Annotated in this window: 16 protein-coding genes; 13 read left to right on the top strand and 3 right to left on the bottom strand. The window is 71.5% G+C overall.

Annotated elements, in window-relative coordinates:
• Window positions 1-82: 82 nt before the first annotated feature.
• The 4 genes from BWR60_RS06530 to BWR60_RS06515 are packed head-to-tail and all read left to right on the top strand — an operon-like array spanning window position 83 to window position 3,536.
• Window positions 83-1,168 (top strand): fatty acid desaturase family protein, encoded by a 1,086-nt coding sequence (locus BWR60_RS06530; RefSeq protein WP_088150204.1) that lies wholly within the window; start codon window positions 83-85, stop codon window positions 1,166-1,168.
• A gap of 17 nt (window positions 1,169-1,185) precedes the next feature.
• Window positions 1,186-1,509 carry a MocE family 2Fe-2S type ferredoxin gene (locus BWR60_RS06525; RefSeq protein ID WP_088150203.1) on the top strand — a complete coding sequence of 108 codons (324 nt, stop codon included), beginning with the start codon at window positions 1,186-1,188 and terminating at the stop codon, window positions 1,507-1,509.
• 13 nt (window positions 1,510-1,522) lie between these two features.
• Window positions 1,523-2,731: an NAD(P)/FAD-dependent oxidoreductase gene (locus BWR60_RS06520; protein ID WP_230982969.1), complete on the top strand. Its 1,209-nt coding sequence runs from the start codon at window positions 1,523-1,525 to the stop codon at window positions 2,729-2,731.
• Between the two features lie 31 nt (window positions 2,732-2,762).
• Window positions 2,763-3,536 (top strand): coniferyl-alcohol dehydrogenase, encoded by a 774-nt coding sequence (locus tag BWR60_RS06515; RefSeq protein WP_088150201.1) that lies wholly within the window; start codon window positions 2,763-2,765, stop codon window positions 3,534-3,536.
• A gap of 239 nt (window positions 3,537-3,775) precedes the next feature.
• Here BWR60_RS06515 and BWR60_RS06510 read toward each other — a convergent pair whose 3' ends face one another.
• Complete coding sequence (locus BWR60_RS06510) at window positions 3,776-4,495, bottom strand: IclR family transcriptional regulator domain-containing protein (protein WP_230982968.1); 720 nt, start codon at window positions 4,493-4,495, stop codon at window positions 3,776-3,778.
• 331 nt (window positions 4,496-4,826) lie between these two features.
• On the opposite strand from BWR60_RS06510, the gene BWR60_RS06505 reads away from it, so the two are divergent.
• From BWR60_RS06505 to BWR60_RS06465, 9 genes are all read left to right on the top strand, one after another.
• Window positions 4,827-6,149, top strand: coding sequence for an MFS family transporter (locus BWR60_RS06505; protein ID WP_088150199.1), 1,323 nt, complete (start codon window positions 4,827-4,829; stop codon window positions 6,147-6,149).
• Window positions 6,150-6,201: 52 nt separating this feature from the next.
• Window positions 6,202-7,371, top strand: a complete 1,170-nt coding sequence (locus BWR60_RS06500; protein ID WP_088150198.1) for an ABC transporter substrate-binding protein — start codon at window positions 6,202-6,204, stop codon at window positions 7,369-7,371.
• 7 nt (window positions 7,372-7,378) lie between these two features.
• On the top strand, window positions 7,379-8,239 hold the full coding sequence (locus BWR60_RS06495; RefSeq protein WP_088150197.1) for a branched-chain amino acid ABC transporter permease: 861 nt from the start codon (window positions 7,379-7,381) through the stop codon (window positions 8,237-8,239).
• Complete coding sequence (locus BWR60_RS06490) at window positions 8,236-9,246, top strand: branched-chain amino acid ABC transporter permease (protein WP_218823373.1); 1,011 nt, start codon at window positions 8,236-8,238, stop codon at window positions 9,244-9,246. The genes BWR60_RS06495 and BWR60_RS06490 overlap by 4 nt, the downstream gene beginning before the upstream one ends.
• Entirely contained in the window at window positions 9,243-9,995 is a 753-nt protein-coding gene (locus tag BWR60_RS06485) for an ABC transporter ATP-binding protein (RefSeq protein ID WP_088150196.1), read from the top strand. The genes BWR60_RS06490 and BWR60_RS06485 overlap by 4 nt, the downstream gene beginning before the upstream one ends.
• Entirely contained in the window at window positions 9,988-10,713 is a 726-nt protein-coding gene (locus tag BWR60_RS06480; RefSeq protein ID WP_088150195.1) for an ABC transporter ATP-binding protein, read from the top strand. The genes BWR60_RS06485 and BWR60_RS06480 overlap by 8 nt, the downstream gene beginning before the upstream one ends.
• Before the next feature lie 16 nt (window positions 10,714-10,729).
• The gene (locus tag BWR60_RS06475; protein ID WP_088150194.1) at window positions 10,730-11,830 is read left to right on the top strand and encodes a 5-methyltetrahydropteroyltriglutamate--homocysteine S-methyltransferase; all 1,101 of its coding nucleotides are present in this window, start codon (window positions 10,730-10,732) and stop codon (window positions 11,828-11,830) included.
• A 220-nt stretch (window positions 11,831-12,050) separates the two neighbouring features.
• Window positions 12,051-12,776 carry an SDR family NAD(P)-dependent oxidoreductase gene (locus BWR60_RS06470; RefSeq protein WP_088150193.1) on the top strand — a complete coding sequence of 242 codons (726 nt, stop codon included), beginning with the start codon at window positions 12,051-12,053 and terminating at the stop codon, window positions 12,774-12,776.
• Complete coding sequence (locus BWR60_RS06465; RefSeq protein WP_088150192.1) at window positions 12,773-13,822, top strand: S-adenosylmethionine:tRNA ribosyltransferase-isomerase; 1,050 nt, start codon at window positions 12,773-12,775, stop codon at window positions 13,820-13,822. Before BWR60_RS06470 ends, BWR60_RS06465 begins: the two co-directional genes overlap by 4 nt.
• A gap of 144 nt (window positions 13,823-13,966) precedes the next feature.
• Here the strand turns inward: BWR60_RS06465 and BWR60_RS06460 are convergent, their stop codons facing one another.
• Window positions 13,967-15,292 carry a dihydrolipoamide acetyltransferase family protein gene (locus BWR60_RS06460; RefSeq protein ID WP_088150191.1) on the bottom strand — a complete coding sequence of 442 codons (1,326 nt, stop codon included), beginning with the start codon at window positions 15,290-15,292 and terminating at the stop codon, window positions 13,967-13,969.
• A 1-nt stretch (window position 15,293) separates the two neighbouring features.
• Window positions 15,294-17,384: a transketolase C-terminal domain-containing protein gene (locus BWR60_RS06455; protein ID WP_088150190.1), complete on the bottom strand. Its 2,091-nt coding sequence runs from the start codon at window positions 17,382-17,384 to the stop codon at window positions 15,294-15,296.
• Between the last annotated feature and the right edge of the window lie 24 nt (window positions 17,385-17,408).

The following is a 17,408-nucleotide window of genomic DNA, read 5'->3' as shown; positions in this document are numbered from 1 at the left end:
CCTCTCTCCGTTGAGGTCGTTGCGCCCGCGGATTACGCTTCTTCCGAACCCGCGGCAGGCGGGACCAAGGCGGGAGGATGCGATGCCCGGGGAGATCGGCCGGAGGGATTACAGCCTGGTCGGGGCGGAGGCGCAGCGGGCGGTCGCGGCCGGGCTGGCCGGCGCCGCCTGGTACGCCTGCCCGATCCCGCGCAAGGATCTCAAGGAGTTGATGCGCCGGTCGGACGGGCCGGCGATCCGCGACACGCTGATCTGGTTCGCCGCCCTGGCCGTCACCGGCGGGCTGGGCGCCGCGCTGTGGGGCAGCTGGTGGGCCGTGCCGTTCTTCCTGGCCTATGGCGTGCTCTACGGCTCGGCCTCGGACAGCCGCTGGCACGAATGCGGCCACGGCACCGCCTTCAGGACCCGGTGGATGAACGACGCCGTCTACCACATCGCCTGCTTCATGATCCTGCGCGAGCCGACGGTCTGGCGCTGGAGCCACACAAGGCACCACACCGACACCATCATCGTCGGCCGCGACCCCGAGATCTCCGCCCAGCGCCCGCCCAGCCTGCTGAAGATCGCCCTCAACATCTTCATGCTGAAGGCCAGCCAGGTCGCGCTCCGCAAGCTGTTCCTGCACGCGGCCGGCCGGCTGACGGCGGAGGAGGAGACCTTCATCCCGCAGATGGAGCGGCGGAAGGTGTTCCTGGTGGCGCGGATCTACCTGGCCATCTTCGCCGCGGTGATCGCCGCCTGCCTGGCCTTCGGCAGCATCCTGCCGGCGATGCTGGTCGGGCTGCCGACCCTCTATGGCGGCGGCATGACCCTGTTCTTCGGCCTGACCCAGCATGCCGGCCTGGCCGAGGATGTGCTGGACCACCGGCTGAACAGCCGCACCGTCTACATGAACCCGGTGTTCCGCTTCCTCTACTGGAACATGAACTACCATGTGGAGCACCACATGTTCCCGACCGTGCCCTATCACGCGCTGCCGAGGCTGCACGCGGCGATGAAGCATGACTGCCCGCCGCCCTATCCGAGCTGCTGGGCCGCCTATCGCGAGATCATCCCGACCCTGATCCGGCAGCGGCGCGATCCGCGCTATCATGCGCTCCGCACCCTGCCGGCCGGGGCGTCGCCAGGCCCGGCGCTCGGCGCCGTCCAGCCGGCCCCGGCGGAATAGCGAGAGGGAGGAGCATCATGGCCGAGGATGCCTGGATCGATGCCTGCGCCGCGGACGATATCGACCCGGAGGATGTGATCCGCTTCGATCATGGCGGCGCGACCTTCGCCATCTACCGCACCGGGGACGACCGCTACTTCGCCACCGACGGGCTGTGCACGCATGAGTTCGTCCACCTCGCCGACGGGTTGGTGATGGACACGGTGATCGAATGCCCGCTGCACAACGGCCGCTTCGACTTCACCACCGGCGAGGCCCTGAGCCCGCCGGTCTGCGCCGCGCTGCGGACCTTCCCGGTGAAGGTCGAGGGCGGCCGCGTCTATCTGCGGGCCGGGTCCTAGGCGGATGGCCGGGATGGTGATCGTCGGCGCCGGCGAGGCCGGGGCCCGGGCGGCGATCACCCTGCGCGAGCAGGGCTGGGACGGGCCGGTCACGCTGATCGGCGCGGAATCCCGCCCGCCCTATGAGCGCCCGCCGCTGTCCAAGGCGGTGCTGCTGGCCGAGGCCGAGCCGGCCCCGGCCACCGTGCTGGACCGCGACCGCGCCGATGCGCTGGGGATCGAGCTGATCCTGGGCACCGAGGTGTCGGCAATCGACCGTGCGGGCCGAACCGTCACCCTGGGCGGCGGCCGCGCCCTGCCCTATTCCCGGCTGCTGCTGGCGACCGGGGCGCGGCCGCGGAAGCTGGCCGTGCCGGGCCATGAGCAGGCCCTGTACCTGCGCCGCTTCGAGGATGCGCTGGCGCTGCGGCCGCGGCTGCGCCCCGGCGCGCGCATCGCCGTCATCGGCGGCGGCTTCATCGGGCTCGAACTGGCCGCTGCCGCCTCGGCGCATGGCTGCGCGGTAACCGTCATCGAGGCCCTGCCCCGCATCCTGATGCGCGGCGTCCCGGCCGAGCTGGCCGCCGTCATCGCCGACCGCCACCGCGCCGCCGGGGTCGAGCTGCGCACCGGCCTCGGCGTCGGCCGGATCGAGCCGGGCGGCGCCGTGATCCTGGCCGATGGCAGCCGGATCGCGGCCGACACGGTGATCGCCGGCATCGGCGCGGTGCCGGAGACGGCGCTGGCCGAGGCCGCCGGCCTGGCCGTCGACAACGGCATCGCCGTCGACGCGACGCTGGCGACCGGCGACCCCGACATCTTCGCGGCGGGCGACTGCGCCGCCTGCGCCCATCCGCTGTATCCCGGCCGCCGCATCCGGCTGGAGGCCTGGCGCAACGCCCTGGACCAGGGCGTGCTGGCCGCGCGGAACATGCTGGGCCGCGGCGAGCCGATCGGCGCGGTGCCCTGGTTCTGGTCGGACCAGCACGAGCTGACGCTGCAGATCGCCGGCCTGGCCGATGCGGGCCGGGCGACGGTCGAACGCGACCTCGGCGACGGCGCCCGGCTGCTGTTCCACCTGGCGGCCGACGGCCGGCTGGTCGCGGCCGGCGGCCTCGGCCCGCTCGGCAAGATCGGGCGCGAGGTCCGCCTGGCCGAGATGCTGATCGCGCGGCGCGCCGCGCCCGACCCTGGCTCGCTCGCCTCGCCGGAGGTAAAGCTGAAATCCCTGCTGGCGGCGTGACCGGCGGCAGCGCACCGCCACGGAACCCGCCATGCTGACCGGCAAGACCATCATCGTCACGGGCGCCGCCTCCGGCATCGGCGCCGCGACCGCGCGGCTGGTGCGGGATTGGGGCGGCCGCGTCATCGCCGTCGACCGGCACGAACCGGCTGATGCGGTCGATGCCGTCTTCCGCGCCGACCTGTCCGACCGCGTCGCGATCGACGCGCTGGTCGCGGCGCTGCCCGAGGGCGCCCACGGGCTGGCCAACATCGCCGGCGTGCCGCCGACCCGGCCGGCGGCCGAGGTGCTGCGGGTCAACCTGGTCGGGCTGAAGCACCTGACCATGGGACTGGTGCCGAAGCTCGCGGACGGCGCCGCGATCGTGAACCTCGCCTCCCTGGCCGGGCTGGACTGGACCGAATCCCTGCCCGCCATCCGCGCCAGCGAGGATCTGGGCTTCGACGGGGTCGAGGCGTTCTGCGCGCGGCACGGCATCCACGGCGCGCGCAGCTATTTCTTCTCCAAGGAGGCGCTGGTCGCCTGGACCCACCGCAACCGCTGGACCTGGCGCGACCGCGGCATCCGCATGAACGCGGTCAGCCCCGGCCCGGTCGACACCCCGATCCTGCCCGACTTCCTGGCCAGCCTCGGCGACCGGGCGCGGGCGGAGATGGCGGTGATGGACCGGCCGGGGCGGCCGGAGGACATCGCCCCGGCGGTCGGCTTCCTGCTGTCCGACGCCGCCGCCTGGATCCGCGGCGCCAATGTGCCGGTCGATGGCGGGATGCACGCCCATGTCCAGGCCCGCCGGCACGGACTGTAGGCGGGGTCATTTTCAAGCAGATGATGCTCGCTTCACGCGTTGCCTCTCCCGCTTGCGAGACCTTTTCGAAGCCCCACCTCTCGTCGTCATTGCGAGGAGGCGAAGCCGACGAAGCAATCCAGGGGCCGGTGCGCACCGGCCCCTGGATTGCTTCGCTGCGCTCGCAATGACGATGTCTGGAGTTTTGAAATGGTCTCGCAAGCGACAGAGACGAACCCGACATCCGAAACGACCATGCTCTACCCGCGCGGCACCGCCAAGGCGATGGCGCGAGCGGCCTCCTGCAGCGCCGGCAGGAAGCGGTCGCGCATCTCCCCCGCCCCGACGCGCGAGGCCGGCGCGCTCATGTTGATCGCCAGGTGCCCGGCGGAGATGCCGCCCGGCACCGCGACCGCGATCGAGCTCAGCCCGGTCTCCAGCTCCTCCGACACCAGGGCGTAGCCGCGGCCGCGTACCTCCGCCAGCCGCTCGGTCAGCGCCGCGCGCGTGGTCAGGGTGTGCGCGGTGAACCGCTCCAGCACCGCCGCCTCGAAATAGCGCTCCAGCTCACGCGGGTGCAGCGCCGCCAACAGCGCCTGGCCCATCGAGGTGGCGTGCGCCGGCAGCCGGGTGCCGACCCCGAGCCCGACCGTCATGATCCGGTGCGGCGCCGGCGACCGCGCGACATAGGCGATCATCGTCCCGTCCAGCATCGCGGCGGAGGCCGATTCGCCCAGGGCCCGCGTCAGCCCCAGGAGGGCGTCGCGCACCCGCTCGATCTCGCCCATGCCGGACAGGAAGCTGTGGCCGAGCGACAGGATCGCCGGCGTCAGCTCGAAATGCTTGCCGTCGCTGCGGGCATAGCCGGCCTCGCACAAAGTCAGCAGGAAGCGCCGCGCCGCCGCCCGGGTCAGCCCGGTGCGCTCCGCCGCCTCGGTGATGGTCTGCCGCCGGTGCCCCGCGCCGAAGCTGCGGATCACGTCCAGCCCCTTGCGGAACGACAGGACCTGCTCGGTGCGCTGCAGCGTCTTCCTCCCTGGCTCCTTCCTGTTCGCTCAGCGAACAAGAGGTTCATTCTGCGAACAGATCCTTGACCCGATCCGCCGCCCGGCACAAGACAGCAGACAGAAAAACGCAAGAAAGAGGGGAGCGTCCGGGATGGCGGGCACCGTCACCCTTCCGCCGACCGATGCCGCGGCGGGTCCAGGCCCGGCCCCGCGCGCCTTCCTGTTCTTGCCGTCGACACCCCGCGGGCGGGCACGCCCCGGCCGCGCAGGATCCGCAACCGCGTCACGAGGCTGAGGACACCGCATGGTCGCATCCATCCCCGAGGACCGCCCGCTGAGCCCGAGCGCCGCCATCGCGGCGATGAGCACCCGCGACCGCATCGTCGCGATTGTCGGCAGCTCCTCCGGCAACCTGGTGGAGTGGTACGATTTCTACACCTACGCCTTCACCTCGCTGTACTTCGCCAGCGCCTTCTTCCCGAAGGGCGACCCGACCAGCCAGCTCCTGAACACCGCCGGCATCTTCGCCGCCGGCTTCCTGATGCGGCCGATCGGCAGCTGGCTGTTCGGCCGGATCGCCGACCGGCACGGCCGCCGCAACTCGATGATGCTGTCGGTGCTGATGATGTGCGCCGGGTCGCTGGCGATCGCGGTGCTGCCGACCTATGAGAGCATCGGCGCCGCGGCCGGCCTCCTGCTGCTGGTGGCCCGGCTGGTGCAGGGCCTGTCGGTCGGCGGCGAGTACGGCACCAGCGCGACCTATATGAGCGAGGTGGCGGCGCGCCGGCACCGCGGCTTCTTCGGCTCCTTCCAGTACGTCACCCTGATCGGCGGCCAGCTGCTGGCGACGCTGGTCGTGGTGGTGCTGGAATTCTCGCTGTCCGGCGACGAGATCCGGGCCTGGGGCTGGCGCATCCCCTTCGTGGTCGGTGCCGCGGCCGCGGTCGTCGCGCTCTATCTGCGGCGATCGCTGATCGAGACCAGCTCGGCCGAGGTGCGCAAGTCCAAGGAGGCGGGGACGATCGGCGCGCTGTTCCAGCACCCGCGGGCCTTCCTGACCGTGCTGGGCTTCACCGCCGGCGGGTCGCTGATCTTCTACACCTACACCACCTACATGCAGAAATACCTGGTCAACACCGCCCATCTGGACACGAAGACGGTGAGCCTGGTGATGGCGGCGGTGCTGTTCGTCTACATGGTGGCGCAGCCGGTGTTCGGCGCCCTGTCCGACCGCATCGGCCGGCGCAACAACATGCTGCTGTTCGGCGGGCTGACGACGCTGACCACGGTGCCGCTGCTGGGCGCCATCGGCCGGGTGACCAGCCCCTACGCCGCCTTCGGGCTGATCCTGTGCGGGCTGGCGGCGGTCAGCTTCTACACCTCGATCAGCGGGCTGGTGAAGGCCGAGCTGTTCCCGATGGCGGTGCGCGCCCTGGGCGTCGGCCTGGCCTATGCCATCTCCAACGCCGCCTTCGGCGGCAGCGCCGAATATGTGGCGCTGTGGCTGAAGGACATCGGCGTCGAGGGCTGGTTCGCCTGGTATGTCACCGGCCTGTGCGCCATCGCCTTCGTCGTCGCCATCCTGATGCCGGACAACCGGCGCGAGAGCCTGATCGAGGACAACTGATCCACCGGCCGGCGGCCCGAACCGCCGGCCTTCAAGAAACGGGGAGGACACCATGAAGCGACGTCACATCACCGCTGCGGCCCTGGCCGCAGCCCTGCTGGCGGCCCTGCCGGCCGCGGCCGAGGACACGGTCAGGATCGGCCTGATCCTGCCGATGACCGGCCCCTCCGCCTCCACCGGACGGGAGATCGAGGCCGCGGCCAAGCTGTACCTGCAGCAGAACGGCACCACCGTGGCCGGCAAGACGATCGAGCTGATCGTCAAGGACGACACCGGCACCGCCGACGTCACCAAGCGCCTGGCGCAGGAGCTGGTGGTGAAGGACAAGGTGGCGGTGCTGGCCGGCTTCGGCCTGACCCCGCTGGCCGCGGCGGCGGCGCCGATCTCGACCCAGGCCAAGGTGCCGCAGGTGATCATGGCCGCCGCCACCGCGGTGACCACCGAGGCGTCGCCCTTCATCGTCCGCACCAGCTTCACCCTGCCCCAGGTGACCGTGCCGCTGGCCGATTGGAGCGCCCGGAACGACATCAAGACCGTGGTCACGCTGGTCAGCGACTACGCCCCCGGGCTGGACGCGCAGAAGGCCTTCGCCGAGCGCTTCACCAAGGCCGGAGGCCAGGTGGTGGAGCAGCTGCAGGTGCCGCTGAAGAACCCGGATTTCGCGCCCTTCCTGCAGCGTGTGGCCGATGCCAAGCCGGATGCGGTGTTCGTCTTCGTGCCGTCGGGCTTCGGCGCCGTGTTCATGAAGCAGTTCGTCGAGCGCGGGCTGGACAAGTCCGGCATCCGGCTGATCGCCACCGGCGACGTCACCGACGACGAGCTCCTGGACAAGATCGGCGACGTGGCGCTGGGCACCATCACCACCCACCACTATTCCGCGGCCCATGACAGCCCGGAGAACAAGGCCTTCGTCGCCGCGTTCCAGGCCGCCAATGCCGGGCTGCGGCCGAACTTCATGGCGGTCGGTGGCTATGACGGCATGCACCTGATCATCGAGGCGCTGAAGAAGACCGGCGGCGCCACCGACGGCCAGGGCCTGCTCGACGCCATGAAGGGCATGAGCTGGACCAGCGTGCGCGGCCCGATCACGATCGACCCCGACACCCGCGATATCGTCCAGAACGTCTATGTCCGCAAGGTCGAGAAGCGCGACGGCGCCCTGTACAATGTCGAGTTCGCCACGATCGAGGCGGTGAAGGACCCGGTCAAGGCCGCGAAGTAAGCCCGCCATGGCGACGATCCTGTTCGACGGCATCGCCTACGGCATGCTGCTGTTCGTGCTGGCCTGCGGCCTGTCGGTGACGCTGGGGCTGATGAACTTCATCAACCTGGCGCATGGCGCCTTCGCCATGCTCGGCGGCTATGTCACCGCCATCCTGATGAGCCGCTGGCAGGTACCGTTCTTCCTGTGCCTGCCGGCGGCCTTCCTGGCCGCGGCCGCGGTCGGGCTGGTGCTGGAGCGGATTCTGTACCGGCAGCTGTACCGCCGCAGTCCCCTCGACCAGGTGCTGTTCTCGATCGGGATCGTCTTCATGGCCATGGCGGCCGCCGACTACCTGATGGGGTCGGAGCAGCAGATCATCCAGCTGCCCGACTATCTGCGCGGCCGGGTCGAGGTGCTGGGCATCGGCATCGGCATCTACCGCGCCCTGATCATCGTGATCTGCGGCGTGCTGGTGCTGGTGCTGCAAGGGGTGCTGGCCCGCACCCGCTTCGGCAGCCGGCTGCGCGCCGCGGTCGACGACCCGCGCGCCGCCCGCGGCCTGGGCATCCGGGTCGACACCGTCTTCGCCGTCACCTTCGCCATGGGCAGCGGCCTCGCCGGCCTCGGCGGCGCGCTGGGGGCGGAGATCCTGGGCGTCGACCCGACCTTCCCGCTGAAATACATGATCTACTTCCTGATCGTGGTGACGGTCGGCGGCACCTCCAGCCTGACCGGGCCGTTCCTTGCGGCGCTGCTGCTCGGCATCGCCGACGTCGCCGGCAAGTATTACGTGCCCGCGGCTGGATCCTTCGTCATCTACACGGTGATGATCGTGGTGCTGCTGCTGCGGCCGCAGGGGCTGTTCGCGCGCGGAGGTGGCAGGTGACGGTCGCCCCGCTCTCCTCCCCGGCCGCCCGGATCGCCCCGGCCACATCGCGCGCCCGCTGGCGCTGGCCGGAGGCGGTTTTCTGGCTGGCCGCGCTGGCCGCCCTGCTCCTGCTGCCGGACCAGCACCTGATCCTGAACGAGATCGCGATCCTGGCCCTGTTCGCCCTCTCGCTCGACCTGATCCTCGGCTATGCCGGCATCGTCTCGCTCGGCCATGCCGCCTTCTTCGGCCTCGGCGCCTATGTCGCCGGCCTGCTGACCATCCATGCCTCCGGCGAGCCGCTGCTGGGCCTGGTGGCCGCCGCTTTGGCCGGGGCCGCGCTGGGCTTCGCCACCGGCTTCCTGGTGCTGCGCGGCAGCGACCTGACCCGGCTGATGGTCACGCTCGGCGTATCGCTGCTGCTGTTCGAGATCGCCAACCAGGCGGCGGAGCTGACCGGCGGCGCCGATGGCTTGAACGGCATGATGGTCGGCCCGATCCTGGGCTGGTTCGAGTTCGACCTCTACGGCACCACCGCCTATGCCTACAGCCTGGCGGTGCTGTTCGCCCTGTTCCTGTTCGCCCGGCGGCTGGTGCATTCGCCCTTCGGCCTGTCGCTGAAGGCGATCCGCGACAACCGGCTGCGCGCCGCCGCGGTCGGCGTGCCGGTGGCGCGGCGGCTGATCGCGATCTACGCCCTGTCGGCCGCCTATGCCGCAGTGGCCGGTGCCCTCCTGGCCCAGACCACGCAATTCGTCTCGCTCGACGTGTTCGACTTCCACCGCTCGGCCGACGTGCTGCTGGTGCTGGTGATCGGCGGCGCCGGCTACCTCTATGGCGGGCCGATCGGCGCCGTGCTGTTCCGCTTCCTGCAGGACTGGATCTCCGGCCTGACGCCGCAATACTGGTCGTTCTGGCTCGGCGCCTTCCTGGTGCTGCTGGTGCTGGTCGGCCGCGACCGGCTGGTGCAGGGCGTGCGCCGCCCCCTCGCCGCCCTTCTCTCCCGCCTCGGAGCTGGCCGATGACCGCGGCGCTGGAGACCATCGGCCTGCAGAAGCGCTTCGGCGGGCTGGTCGCCACCAACGACGTGTCGCTGAAGATCGCGGTCGGGGCGCGGCATGCGCTGATCGGCCCGAACGGCGCCGGCAAGACTACCTTCGTCAACCTGCTGACCGGCGTGCTGGCCCCGAGCGGCGGCCGGGTGCTGCTGGGCGGCCAGGACATCACCGGGCTGAAGCCGCATCTGCGGGTGCGGCGTGGCCTGGCCCGCACCTTCCAGATCAACCAGCTGTTCCCGGAGATCACGCCGCTCGACACCATTGGCCTTGCGGTGGCCGAGCGCCTGGGCCGCGGCGGCGACTGGTGGCGGGTGGCCGGCGGCAAGGCCGAGGTGCTGGACGAGATCCTGGCCATCGCCGAGCGTTTCCGCCTGGCAGACGTGCTGCACGAGCGCACCGCCACCCTGGCCTATGGCAAGCAGCGCCTGCTGGAGATCGCCACCGCCTTCGCCTGCCGCCCGCGCGTGCTGCTGCTGGACGAGCCGGCGGCCGGCGTGCCGGAGGCTGAGCGGCACGAGCTCTTGGCCACCATCGCCGAGCTGCCGGCGGATGTCTCGGTGCTGCTGATCGAGCACGACATGGATCTGGTGTTCAGCTTCGCCGACCGCATCTCGGTGCTGGTCAACGGCACGCTGCTGACCGAGGGCACGCCCGACGCCATCGCCGCCGACAGCCAAGTGCGCGCCGTCTATCTCGGGGAGGCGGTGGATGGCTGAGCTGCTGGCCCTCAAGGATCTGGTCGCCGGCTATGGCGAGGCCGTCGTCGTCTCCGGCGTGTCGTTGACCCTGGCCGAGGGCGAGGCCCTGGCCCTGCTGGGCCGCAACGGCACCGGCAAGACCACGCTGCTGAACAGCATCATCGGCGTCACCCGCCGCTTCGGCGGCAGCGTCACCCTGGCCGGGCGCGATCTGACCCGGGCGCGGCCGGAGGACCGGGCTCTGGCCGGGATCGGCTGGGTGCCGCAGGAGCGCAACATCTTCAAGTCGCTGACGGTCGAGGAGAACATGACCGCGGTGGCGCGGCTCGGCCCGTGGACGCCGGAGCGCGCCTACGCCCTGTTCCCGCGGCTGAAGGAACGGCGCGGCAATCTGGGCAGCCAGCTGTCGGGCGGCGAGCAGCAGATGCTGGCCATCGCCCGCGCCTTGATGCTGAATCCCAAACTCTTGCTGCTCGACGAGCCGACCGAAGGCCTGGCGCCGATCATCGTCGAGGAGCTGCTGGCCGCGCTGAAGCGCATCCTGCGCGACGAAGGCATGGCCGCGATCGTGGTCGAGCAGCACGCCCAGAAGATCCTGTCCGTCACCGACCAGGCGGTGATCCTGGAGCGCGGCGCCATCGTCCACGCCGCCCCCAGCGCCGCGCTGAAGGCCGACGAGGCCGCGCTGACCCACCATCTCGGCGTGACCCGCAAGGGGCCGCGCCCGCACGCCTGACCGAGGAGGAAACCCAATGCCGCGCCAGACCCCGCCCTTCCGCGCCGACATGGTCGGCAGCCTGCTGCGCACCGCGCCCCTGAAGGCCGCCCGCGCCCGGCACGAGCAGGGCGCCGTCACCGATGGCGAGCTGCAGGCGGTCGAAGACCAGGAGATCCGCAAGATCATCCGCCGGCAGGAGGAGATCGGGCTCGAGGCCGTCACCGACGGGGAGTTCCGCCGCGCCTTCTGGCATTTCGACTTCCTGGAGCATCTCGACGGCGTCGAGGGCTACTGGGCCGACCACGGCATCCAGTTCCAGGGCGCCCAGGTGAAGCCCAAGGGCATCCGCGTGACGGGCAGGCTCGGCTTCACCGGCCACCCGATGCTGGAGCATTTCCGCTTCCTGAAGGCGAACACCGCCCGGGTGCCGAAGATGACGATCCCGTCGCCCAGCATGCTGCACTACCGCGGCGGGCGGCAGGTGATCGACGCCACGGTCTATCCGGAGATGGAGGCGTTCTACGCCGATCTCGGCCGGGCCTATGCCGGCGCGGTCGCCGCCTTCGCCGCCGAGGGCTGCCGCTACCTGCAGCTGGACGATGTCAGCTTCGCCTATCTCTGCGACCCGGAGCAGCGGCGGATGCTGGCCGAGCGCGGCGACGACCCGGTGCGGCAGCCGGCGATCTATGCCGGCATGCTGAACGCCGCCATCGCGGACCGGCCGAAGGACATGACCATCACCATGCATCTCTGCCGGGGCAATTTCCGCTCCACCTTCATCGCCTCCGGCGGCTACGAGCCGGTGGCGGAGCGGCTGTTCAACGAGATCGCCGCCGACGGCTATTTCATGGAATGGGACACCGAGCGCGCCGGCGGGTTCGAGCCGCTGCGCTTCCTGCCCAAGGGCAAGCGGGTGGTGCTGGGGCTGGTCACCTCCAAGACCGGCACGCTGGAGAAGAAGGACGACATCAGGCGCCGGATCGACGAGGCGGCGAAGTTCGTCGACCTCGACCAGCTGTGCCTCAGCCCGCAATGCGGCTTCGCCAGCACCGAGGAGGGCAACACCCTGGCCGAGGACGAGCAATGGGCCAAGCTGGCGATGATCGTGGAGATCACGCGGGAGGTGTGGGGGTAAGTCACCCCTCATCGTCATGGCGAGCCCCGAAGGGGCGTGGCCATCCAGGGCCGCTCGCACCGGCCCCTGGATGGCCGCGGCGCTGCGCGCCTCGCCATGACGGTTTTGGAACGCGGTGCCTGCGTCATAATTAACCAAGCCCAGCCTTCCGAAATCCTCTTGACCTAAACCGCACTTGAACTTGTACCGATGGAGGCTCCCGATGACAGGAGCATCCATCATGGCACTCGACACCGATCTGCGGCGGCTGCGCGTGGCGGTCACCGGCGGCACCTCCGGCCTCGGGCTGGCGTTGGTGCGGCTCTTGACCGCGATGGGCGCGCGGGTCGCCTTCGTGGCCCGCGGCGCCGAGGCCGTGGCCCGCACCGCCCGCGAGACCGGCGCCCAGGGCATCATCGGCGATGCCGGCCGGAAGGAGGACATCCACCCGATCGCGCTGCAGGTCACCGCCGGCCTCGGCGGCCTCGACGTGCTGATCAACAACGCCTCCAGCCTAGGCCCGGTCCCGCTCGCGCTCCTGGCCGACACCGAATGCGAGGATCTCGAGCAGGCGCTGGCGGTCAACCTGGTCGGGCCGTTCCGGCTGACCAAGGCGCTGTTCGGCGCCCTCGCCGCCTCTGCCCGCCAGGGCCGCGGCGCGGTGGTGCTCAACATCTCCAGCGACGCCGCGGTCAACGCCTATGCCGGCTGGGGCGCCTACGGCGCCAGCAAGGCCGGGCTGCGGCACCTGACCGCGATCTGGGCCGAGGAGGCCCGGGCCGAGAGCGTGCGCTTCCTGTCGATCGACCCCGGCGACATGGACACGCCGCTGCACGCTTTGGCCGTGCCCGATGCCGATCCCTCGACTCTGAAGATGCCCGAGCTCTCGGCCTCGGAGATCGTACAGGCGGTGCTGGCCGCCCTGCCGAAGCGCGCCGCCGAGCAGCGGGTCGGGGAATCCGCATGATCGCCGCCGACCGTCCCGACCACCCGGCCGCACGGCTCTGCGCCGTCGACGCCGATGGCCGGATCCGGCACCTGCCCCGCGCCGCGCTGGCAACGGTGCTGACACGGGGCGACCTCGTCGTCGCCAACGATGCCGCGACCCTGCCGGCGAGCCTGCACGGGCTGCACGCCGCCACCGGCCGGCCGGTCGAGGTGCGGCTGGCCGGCTGGGTCGCGCCTGGCGACCCGACCCGCTTCGCCGCCCTCGTCTTCGGCGCCGGCGACCACCGCCTCCGCACCGAGGACCGGCCGGCCCCGCCGGACCTCGCGGCCGGCGACCACCTGTCGCTCGGCCCTCTGAACGCCGTGGTCGAGCGCGGCCTCGGCCATCCGCGGCTGGTGCGGCTGCGCTTCCTGGGGCGGCGCAACCGGGTGCTGGCCGGGCTGGCGCGGCACGGCAGGCCGGTCCAGTACGCCCATGTGCCCGAACCGCTGGCGCTGTGGGATGTCTGGACCCGCATCGCCGCCGACCCGGTGGCGTTCGAGCCGCCCTCGGCCGGCTTCGCGCTGGACTGGGCCCTGCTCGCTGCCTGGCGCCGCCATGGCATCGGCTTCGCCACCCTGACCCATGCCGCCGGCATCTCGTCCACCGGCGACGCGGCGCTGGACCGCCGCCTGCCCTTCGACGAGCCCTACCGGATCCCGGAGGCGACCGCCACGGCGGTGGCGCAGGCGAAGGCGGCGGGCCGCCGCGTCGTCGCCATCGGCACCACCGTGGTCCGCGCGCTGGAGGCCGCGGCGGGGGAGGATGGGTCGGTGCGGGCCGGCGACGGCGTCGCCGCCAACCGCATCGGCCCCGGGACGAGGCTGCGCGTGGCCGACGCCCTGCTGACCGGCATGCACCAGCCGGGCGAGAGCCATTTCGAGCTGCTGCGCGCCTTCGCCCCTGGCGGCGTGCTGGACGGGCTGCCGGCCGCCCTGACCGCTGCAGGCTATCGCGGCCACGAGTTCGGCGACGTGATGCTGATCGAGCGGCAGGCGCGGGAGGCCGGGTCGGTCGCGGCCTGAACCGCCGGCTCTCCCCCTCACCCTCCCGCCGCCAACGCGGCGGGCCCCTCCCTCTCCCCAAGGAGAGGGAAACATCACCTCTCCTTGGGGAGAGGTCGAAATCGCACGGCGATTTCGGGTGAGGGGGTGGCTCAGGCCATGCCGTTACTCCGATAGCGGCCAGGTCTCGATGGTCTCGACGAAGCGGGTCAGCCAGGCGTTGGTCTGGGCGCCGTCCAGGGCGCGATGGTCGATGGTGAGCGAGACATAGGCCATCGGCCGGATCAGCATGGCATCGGCGCCGGCGGCCTCGCGCACCACCACCCGCTTCTCGACCTTGCCGACGCCGAGGATCGCGACCTGCGGCTGGTTGATGATGATCGGCGCCGCCAGCAGCGACCCGGAGACGCCGTGGTTCGAGATGGTGAAGGTGCCGCCCTGGACATCGGCCGGCGCCAGCCTGCCGGCGCGGGCCAGGGCCGTCGCCTCCTGCAGCCCCGCGGCGATGCCGAGCAGCGACAGCGACTGCGCCCGGTGCACCACCGGCACGACAAGCCCCTTGTCCCCGAGCGCGGTGCCGATGCCGATATTGGCGTCGTCGAACACCTCCAGCGCGTCGTCGTGCCAGCGGCTGTTGACCGTCGGCACCGCCTTCATCGCCGCGACGCAGGCCTGGACGAGGTAGGCGGTGACGGTCAGGGCGACGCCCTGGCGCTCGAACGCCGCCTTGTGCGCCTGGCGATGCGCCAGCACGGCGCCGAAATCGGCCTCGAACACCGCGGTGACATGCGGCGCCGTGGCGACGGAGTGCGCCATGCGCTCGGCGATGCGCCGGCGCATGGCATCGTGCGGGACGCGGCGGGACCGAAGGCCGGAGGCCGACTTCGGCTCGGCCGGCGGCCGGGCTTGGCGGCGCGCGACCTCCTGCTCGACATCCTGCCGCGTCAGCCGCCCGTCCTTGCCGCTGCCGGTGAGCCCGGCGGGATCCAGCCCGGTCTCGGCCAGCAGCTTGCGCACGGAGGGGGAGAGGCGGAGGCCGGGATCGAATTCGGCGATGGACTGAAGTGGACGCATGCTCTGCGCGTCGCCTCTCCCGCTTGCGGGAGAGGTCGGAACCGCGCCAGCGGTTCCGGGTGAGGGTTCTTCGTCGAGGCCTGTGCCAGCCCTCACCCGGGCTCGCTCCGCGAGCCCGACCTCTCCCGCCACGCGGGAGAGGTCACGCGCGGTTTCGTCCCGATCGGTCCCAATCCGCCCCAGCACCGCCCCCGGCGCCGCGTCCTGGTCGGTCGCGATCAGGATCTCCACCAGCGTGCCAGAGGCCGTGGCCGGGACCTCGACCGTGACCTTGTCGGTCTCCAGCTCGACCAGAGGGTCGCCTTCGCGCACCGTGTCGCCGACGGCGGCGAGCCAGCCGCGCACCGCCGCCTTGGTGCCTTCCTGCTGCACCGGCGCCAGCACGTCCACCGCCGCCGCCTCGATGATGTCGGCCATGTCAGAACCCGGTCAGCGCGAGGATCTTGTCGCGGATGCGGTTGATCGAGGGCACCGCGGCCTCCAGCAGCACCGGATTGTGCGGGCTGGGGATGTCCGGCATGGTCAGCCGCGCCACCGGGGCGTCGAGGTCCAGGAAGGCCTGGTCCGCCACCACCGCCGCGATCTCCGCCCCGAAGCCGCCGGTGCGCAGATCCTCATGCACGATCAGGCAGCGCCGCGTGCGCGCCACCGAGGCCAGCACCGCCGCGCTGTCCCACGGCATCAGCGTGCGCAGGTCGATCACCTCGACCGACCGGCCGCTGGCCCGCGCCGCCGCCTCCGCCCGCTCGACCATGGCGCCCCAGGTCACGATGGTCAGGTCGTTGCCCTGCATCGTCGTCCGGGCTCGCCCGAAGGGCAGGACGTAACCGTCGCCCGGATAGGGCCGGCGGGCCCAGGCGGCGTCGAGCATGGCGCGATGCTCCAGGAACATCACCGGGTCGTCGCCGCGCAAAGCCGCGCGCAGCAGCCCGACCGCGTCCTCCGCATTGGACGGCACCGCGACCTTCCAGCCCGGCGCATGCACGAACTGCACCTCGTTGGTCTGGCTGTGCCAGGGGTCGCCGCATTTCAGGAAGCCGACCGGCATGCGCAGCACCATCGGCGCGGCGAAGCGGTTGTTGGTGCGCCAGCGGATCGTGCCGCAATCGTTGATCTGCTCCGCCGCCGGGTCGGCGTATTTGCGGAACTGGATCTCCGGCACCGGCAGCAGCCCGGCCAGCGCCATGCCGACGGCGCGGCCGACGATGCCCTCCTCCGACAGGCTGGTGTCCATCACCCGGGCAGCGCCGAACTTCTCCTGCAGTCCCAGCGTGACCGCATGGACGCCGCCCTTCGGCCCGATATCCTCGCCCAGCACCACCATGCGCGGATTGACCGACAGCTCATGGTCCAGGACGCGGCGGATGGCGGTGACCATGTTGATCCGCGGCCCGTCCGGCTGCGGCGTGTCGCTTCCTGCGGCCGGGATGATGCCCTCGCCCCGCAGGCCGCCCATCGCCTGCGCCTCGCCCTCGAAGAAGACGTGGCGGGTCACCATGGCGGCATCGGGGGCCGGGCGCGCCTCGGCCCGAACCCGCGCCGCCTCGACCTGCGCCTCGGCCTCGGCGGCCAGCGCGTCCCATTCCGCCGCTTCCATCACGGCCGGGACCAGGAACTGCTTCAGCTTGGGCAGCGGGTCGCGGGCCCATTCCGCCGCCACGGTCTCGGCCGGCTTGTAGGCCTGGGTGTCCTGGAAGCTGTGGCCTTCCAGCCGCGGCACGCTGAGCCGCAGCAGGCATGGGCCCTTGCGGCCGCGGACATGGGCGACGGCGGCATCGGCCAGCCGCGCCGCCTCGGCCGGGTCGGTGCCGTCGCCGGCCAGGATGTGCAGGCCGCGGAAGCTGGCGAGGTTGGCGGCGATGTCGCCGCCCGGGGTCTGGAACCGCGACGGCACCGAGATGCCGTAGCCATTGTCCTCGATCAGGAACAGCACCGGCAGGCGCTGGGTGGTGGCGATGGTCAGGGCCGACCAGAAGCCATTGGTGGCGACCGAGGCGTCGCCGCCCAGCACCACGGCGATGGCGCGGTCGCAGCCAGGGTCGTGCAGCACAGTGCGGCCGTATTCCAGCGCCTGGGCCCAGCCGGCGGCCGGGGTGTACTGGGTGCCGACGCCGCCGCACATCGGCAGGGCCGAGGGACCGGACGGGTTCGGGAAGTTGAACACCACGCCGATGTCGCGCCCGGCGGAATAGCCTTCATCCCGCGCCATGGCGGAGCCGAGCGCGTCCACCAGGTCGACGCCGAGGGTCAGCAGGATCGGGCGGGAGCGGTAATAGCCGCAGACCGCATCGCGCGGGTCGTCCAGCCGCGTGCCCAGCAGGATCTGCGCCAGGTCGTGGCCGCGGGCGGAAAACTGGTAGAGCACCTTCTTCTGCGGCGCCAGCACCGTCTCCTCCAGCGCGTCCAGCGCGCGGGACAGGTGCAGCAGATGGGCGACATGGCGCCAGTCGAAGCCGGGATCGGGCGCGTTCGCCAGGAGGCGGGGCTGCTGGTAGGCGAGAGCGGTCACCGGATCGTCCTTCTGCTGGGCCTT

Source organism: Inquilinus limosus (assembly GCF_002195995.1).
GTDB lineage: Bacteria > Pseudomonadota > Alphaproteobacteria > DSM-16000 > Inquilinaceae > Inquilinus > Inquilinus limosus_C.
Note: the sequence above shows the minus strand (reverse complement) of the source record. Positions and strands in the feature narration are given on the sequence as shown.

Excerpts from the sequence above, each read along its gene's own strand:
- BWR60_RS06530 (WP_088150204.1), top strand. The coding sequence starts at position 83 with ATGCCCGGGGAGATCGGCCGGAGGGATTACAGCCTGGTCGGGGCGGAG.
- BWR60_RS06525 (WP_088150203.1), top strand. The coding sequence starts at position 1,186 with ATGGCCGAGGATGCCTGGATCGATGCCTGCGCCGCGGACGATATCGAC.
- BWR60_RS06520 (WP_230982969.1), top strand. The coding sequence starts at position 1,523 with ATGGTGATCGTCGGCGCCGGCGAGGCCGGGGCCCGGGCGGCGATCACC.
- BWR60_RS06515 (WP_088150201.1), top strand. The coding sequence starts at position 2,763 with ATGCTGACCGGCAAGACCATCATCGTCACGGGCGCCGCCTCCGGCATC.
- BWR60_RS06505 (WP_088150199.1), top strand. The coding sequence starts at position 4,827 with ATGGTCGCATCCATCCCCGAGGACCGCCCGCTGAGCCCGAGCGCCGCC.
- BWR60_RS06500 (WP_088150198.1), top strand. The coding sequence starts at position 6,202 with ATGAAGCGACGTCACATCACCGCTGCGGCCCTGGCCGCAGCCCTGCTG.
- BWR60_RS06495 (WP_088150197.1), top strand. The coding sequence starts at position 7,379 with ATGGCGACGATCCTGTTCGACGGCATCGCCTACGGCATGCTGCTGTTC.
- BWR60_RS06485 (WP_088150196.1), top strand. The coding sequence starts at position 9,243 with ATGACCGCGGCGCTGGAGACCATCGGCCTGCAGAAGCGCTTCGGCGGG.
- BWR60_RS06480 (WP_088150195.1), top strand. The coding sequence starts at position 9,988 with ATGGCTGAGCTGCTGGCCCTCAAGGATCTGGTCGCCGGCTATGGCGAG.
- BWR60_RS06475 (WP_088150194.1), top strand. The coding sequence starts at position 10,730 with ATGCCGCGCCAGACCCCGCCCTTCCGCGCCGACATGGTCGGCAGCCTG.
- BWR60_RS06470 (WP_088150193.1), top strand. The coding sequence starts at position 12,051 with ATGGCACTCGACACCGATCTGCGGCGGCTGCGCGTGGCGGTCACCGGC.
- BWR60_RS06465 (WP_088150192.1), top strand. The coding sequence starts at position 12,773 with ATGATCGCCGCCGACCGTCCCGACCACCCGGCCGCACGGCTCTGCGCC.
- BWR60_RS06460 (WP_088150191.1), bottom strand. The coding sequence starts at position 15,292 with ATGGCCGACATCATCGAGGCGGCGGCGGTGGACGTGCTGGCGCCGGTG.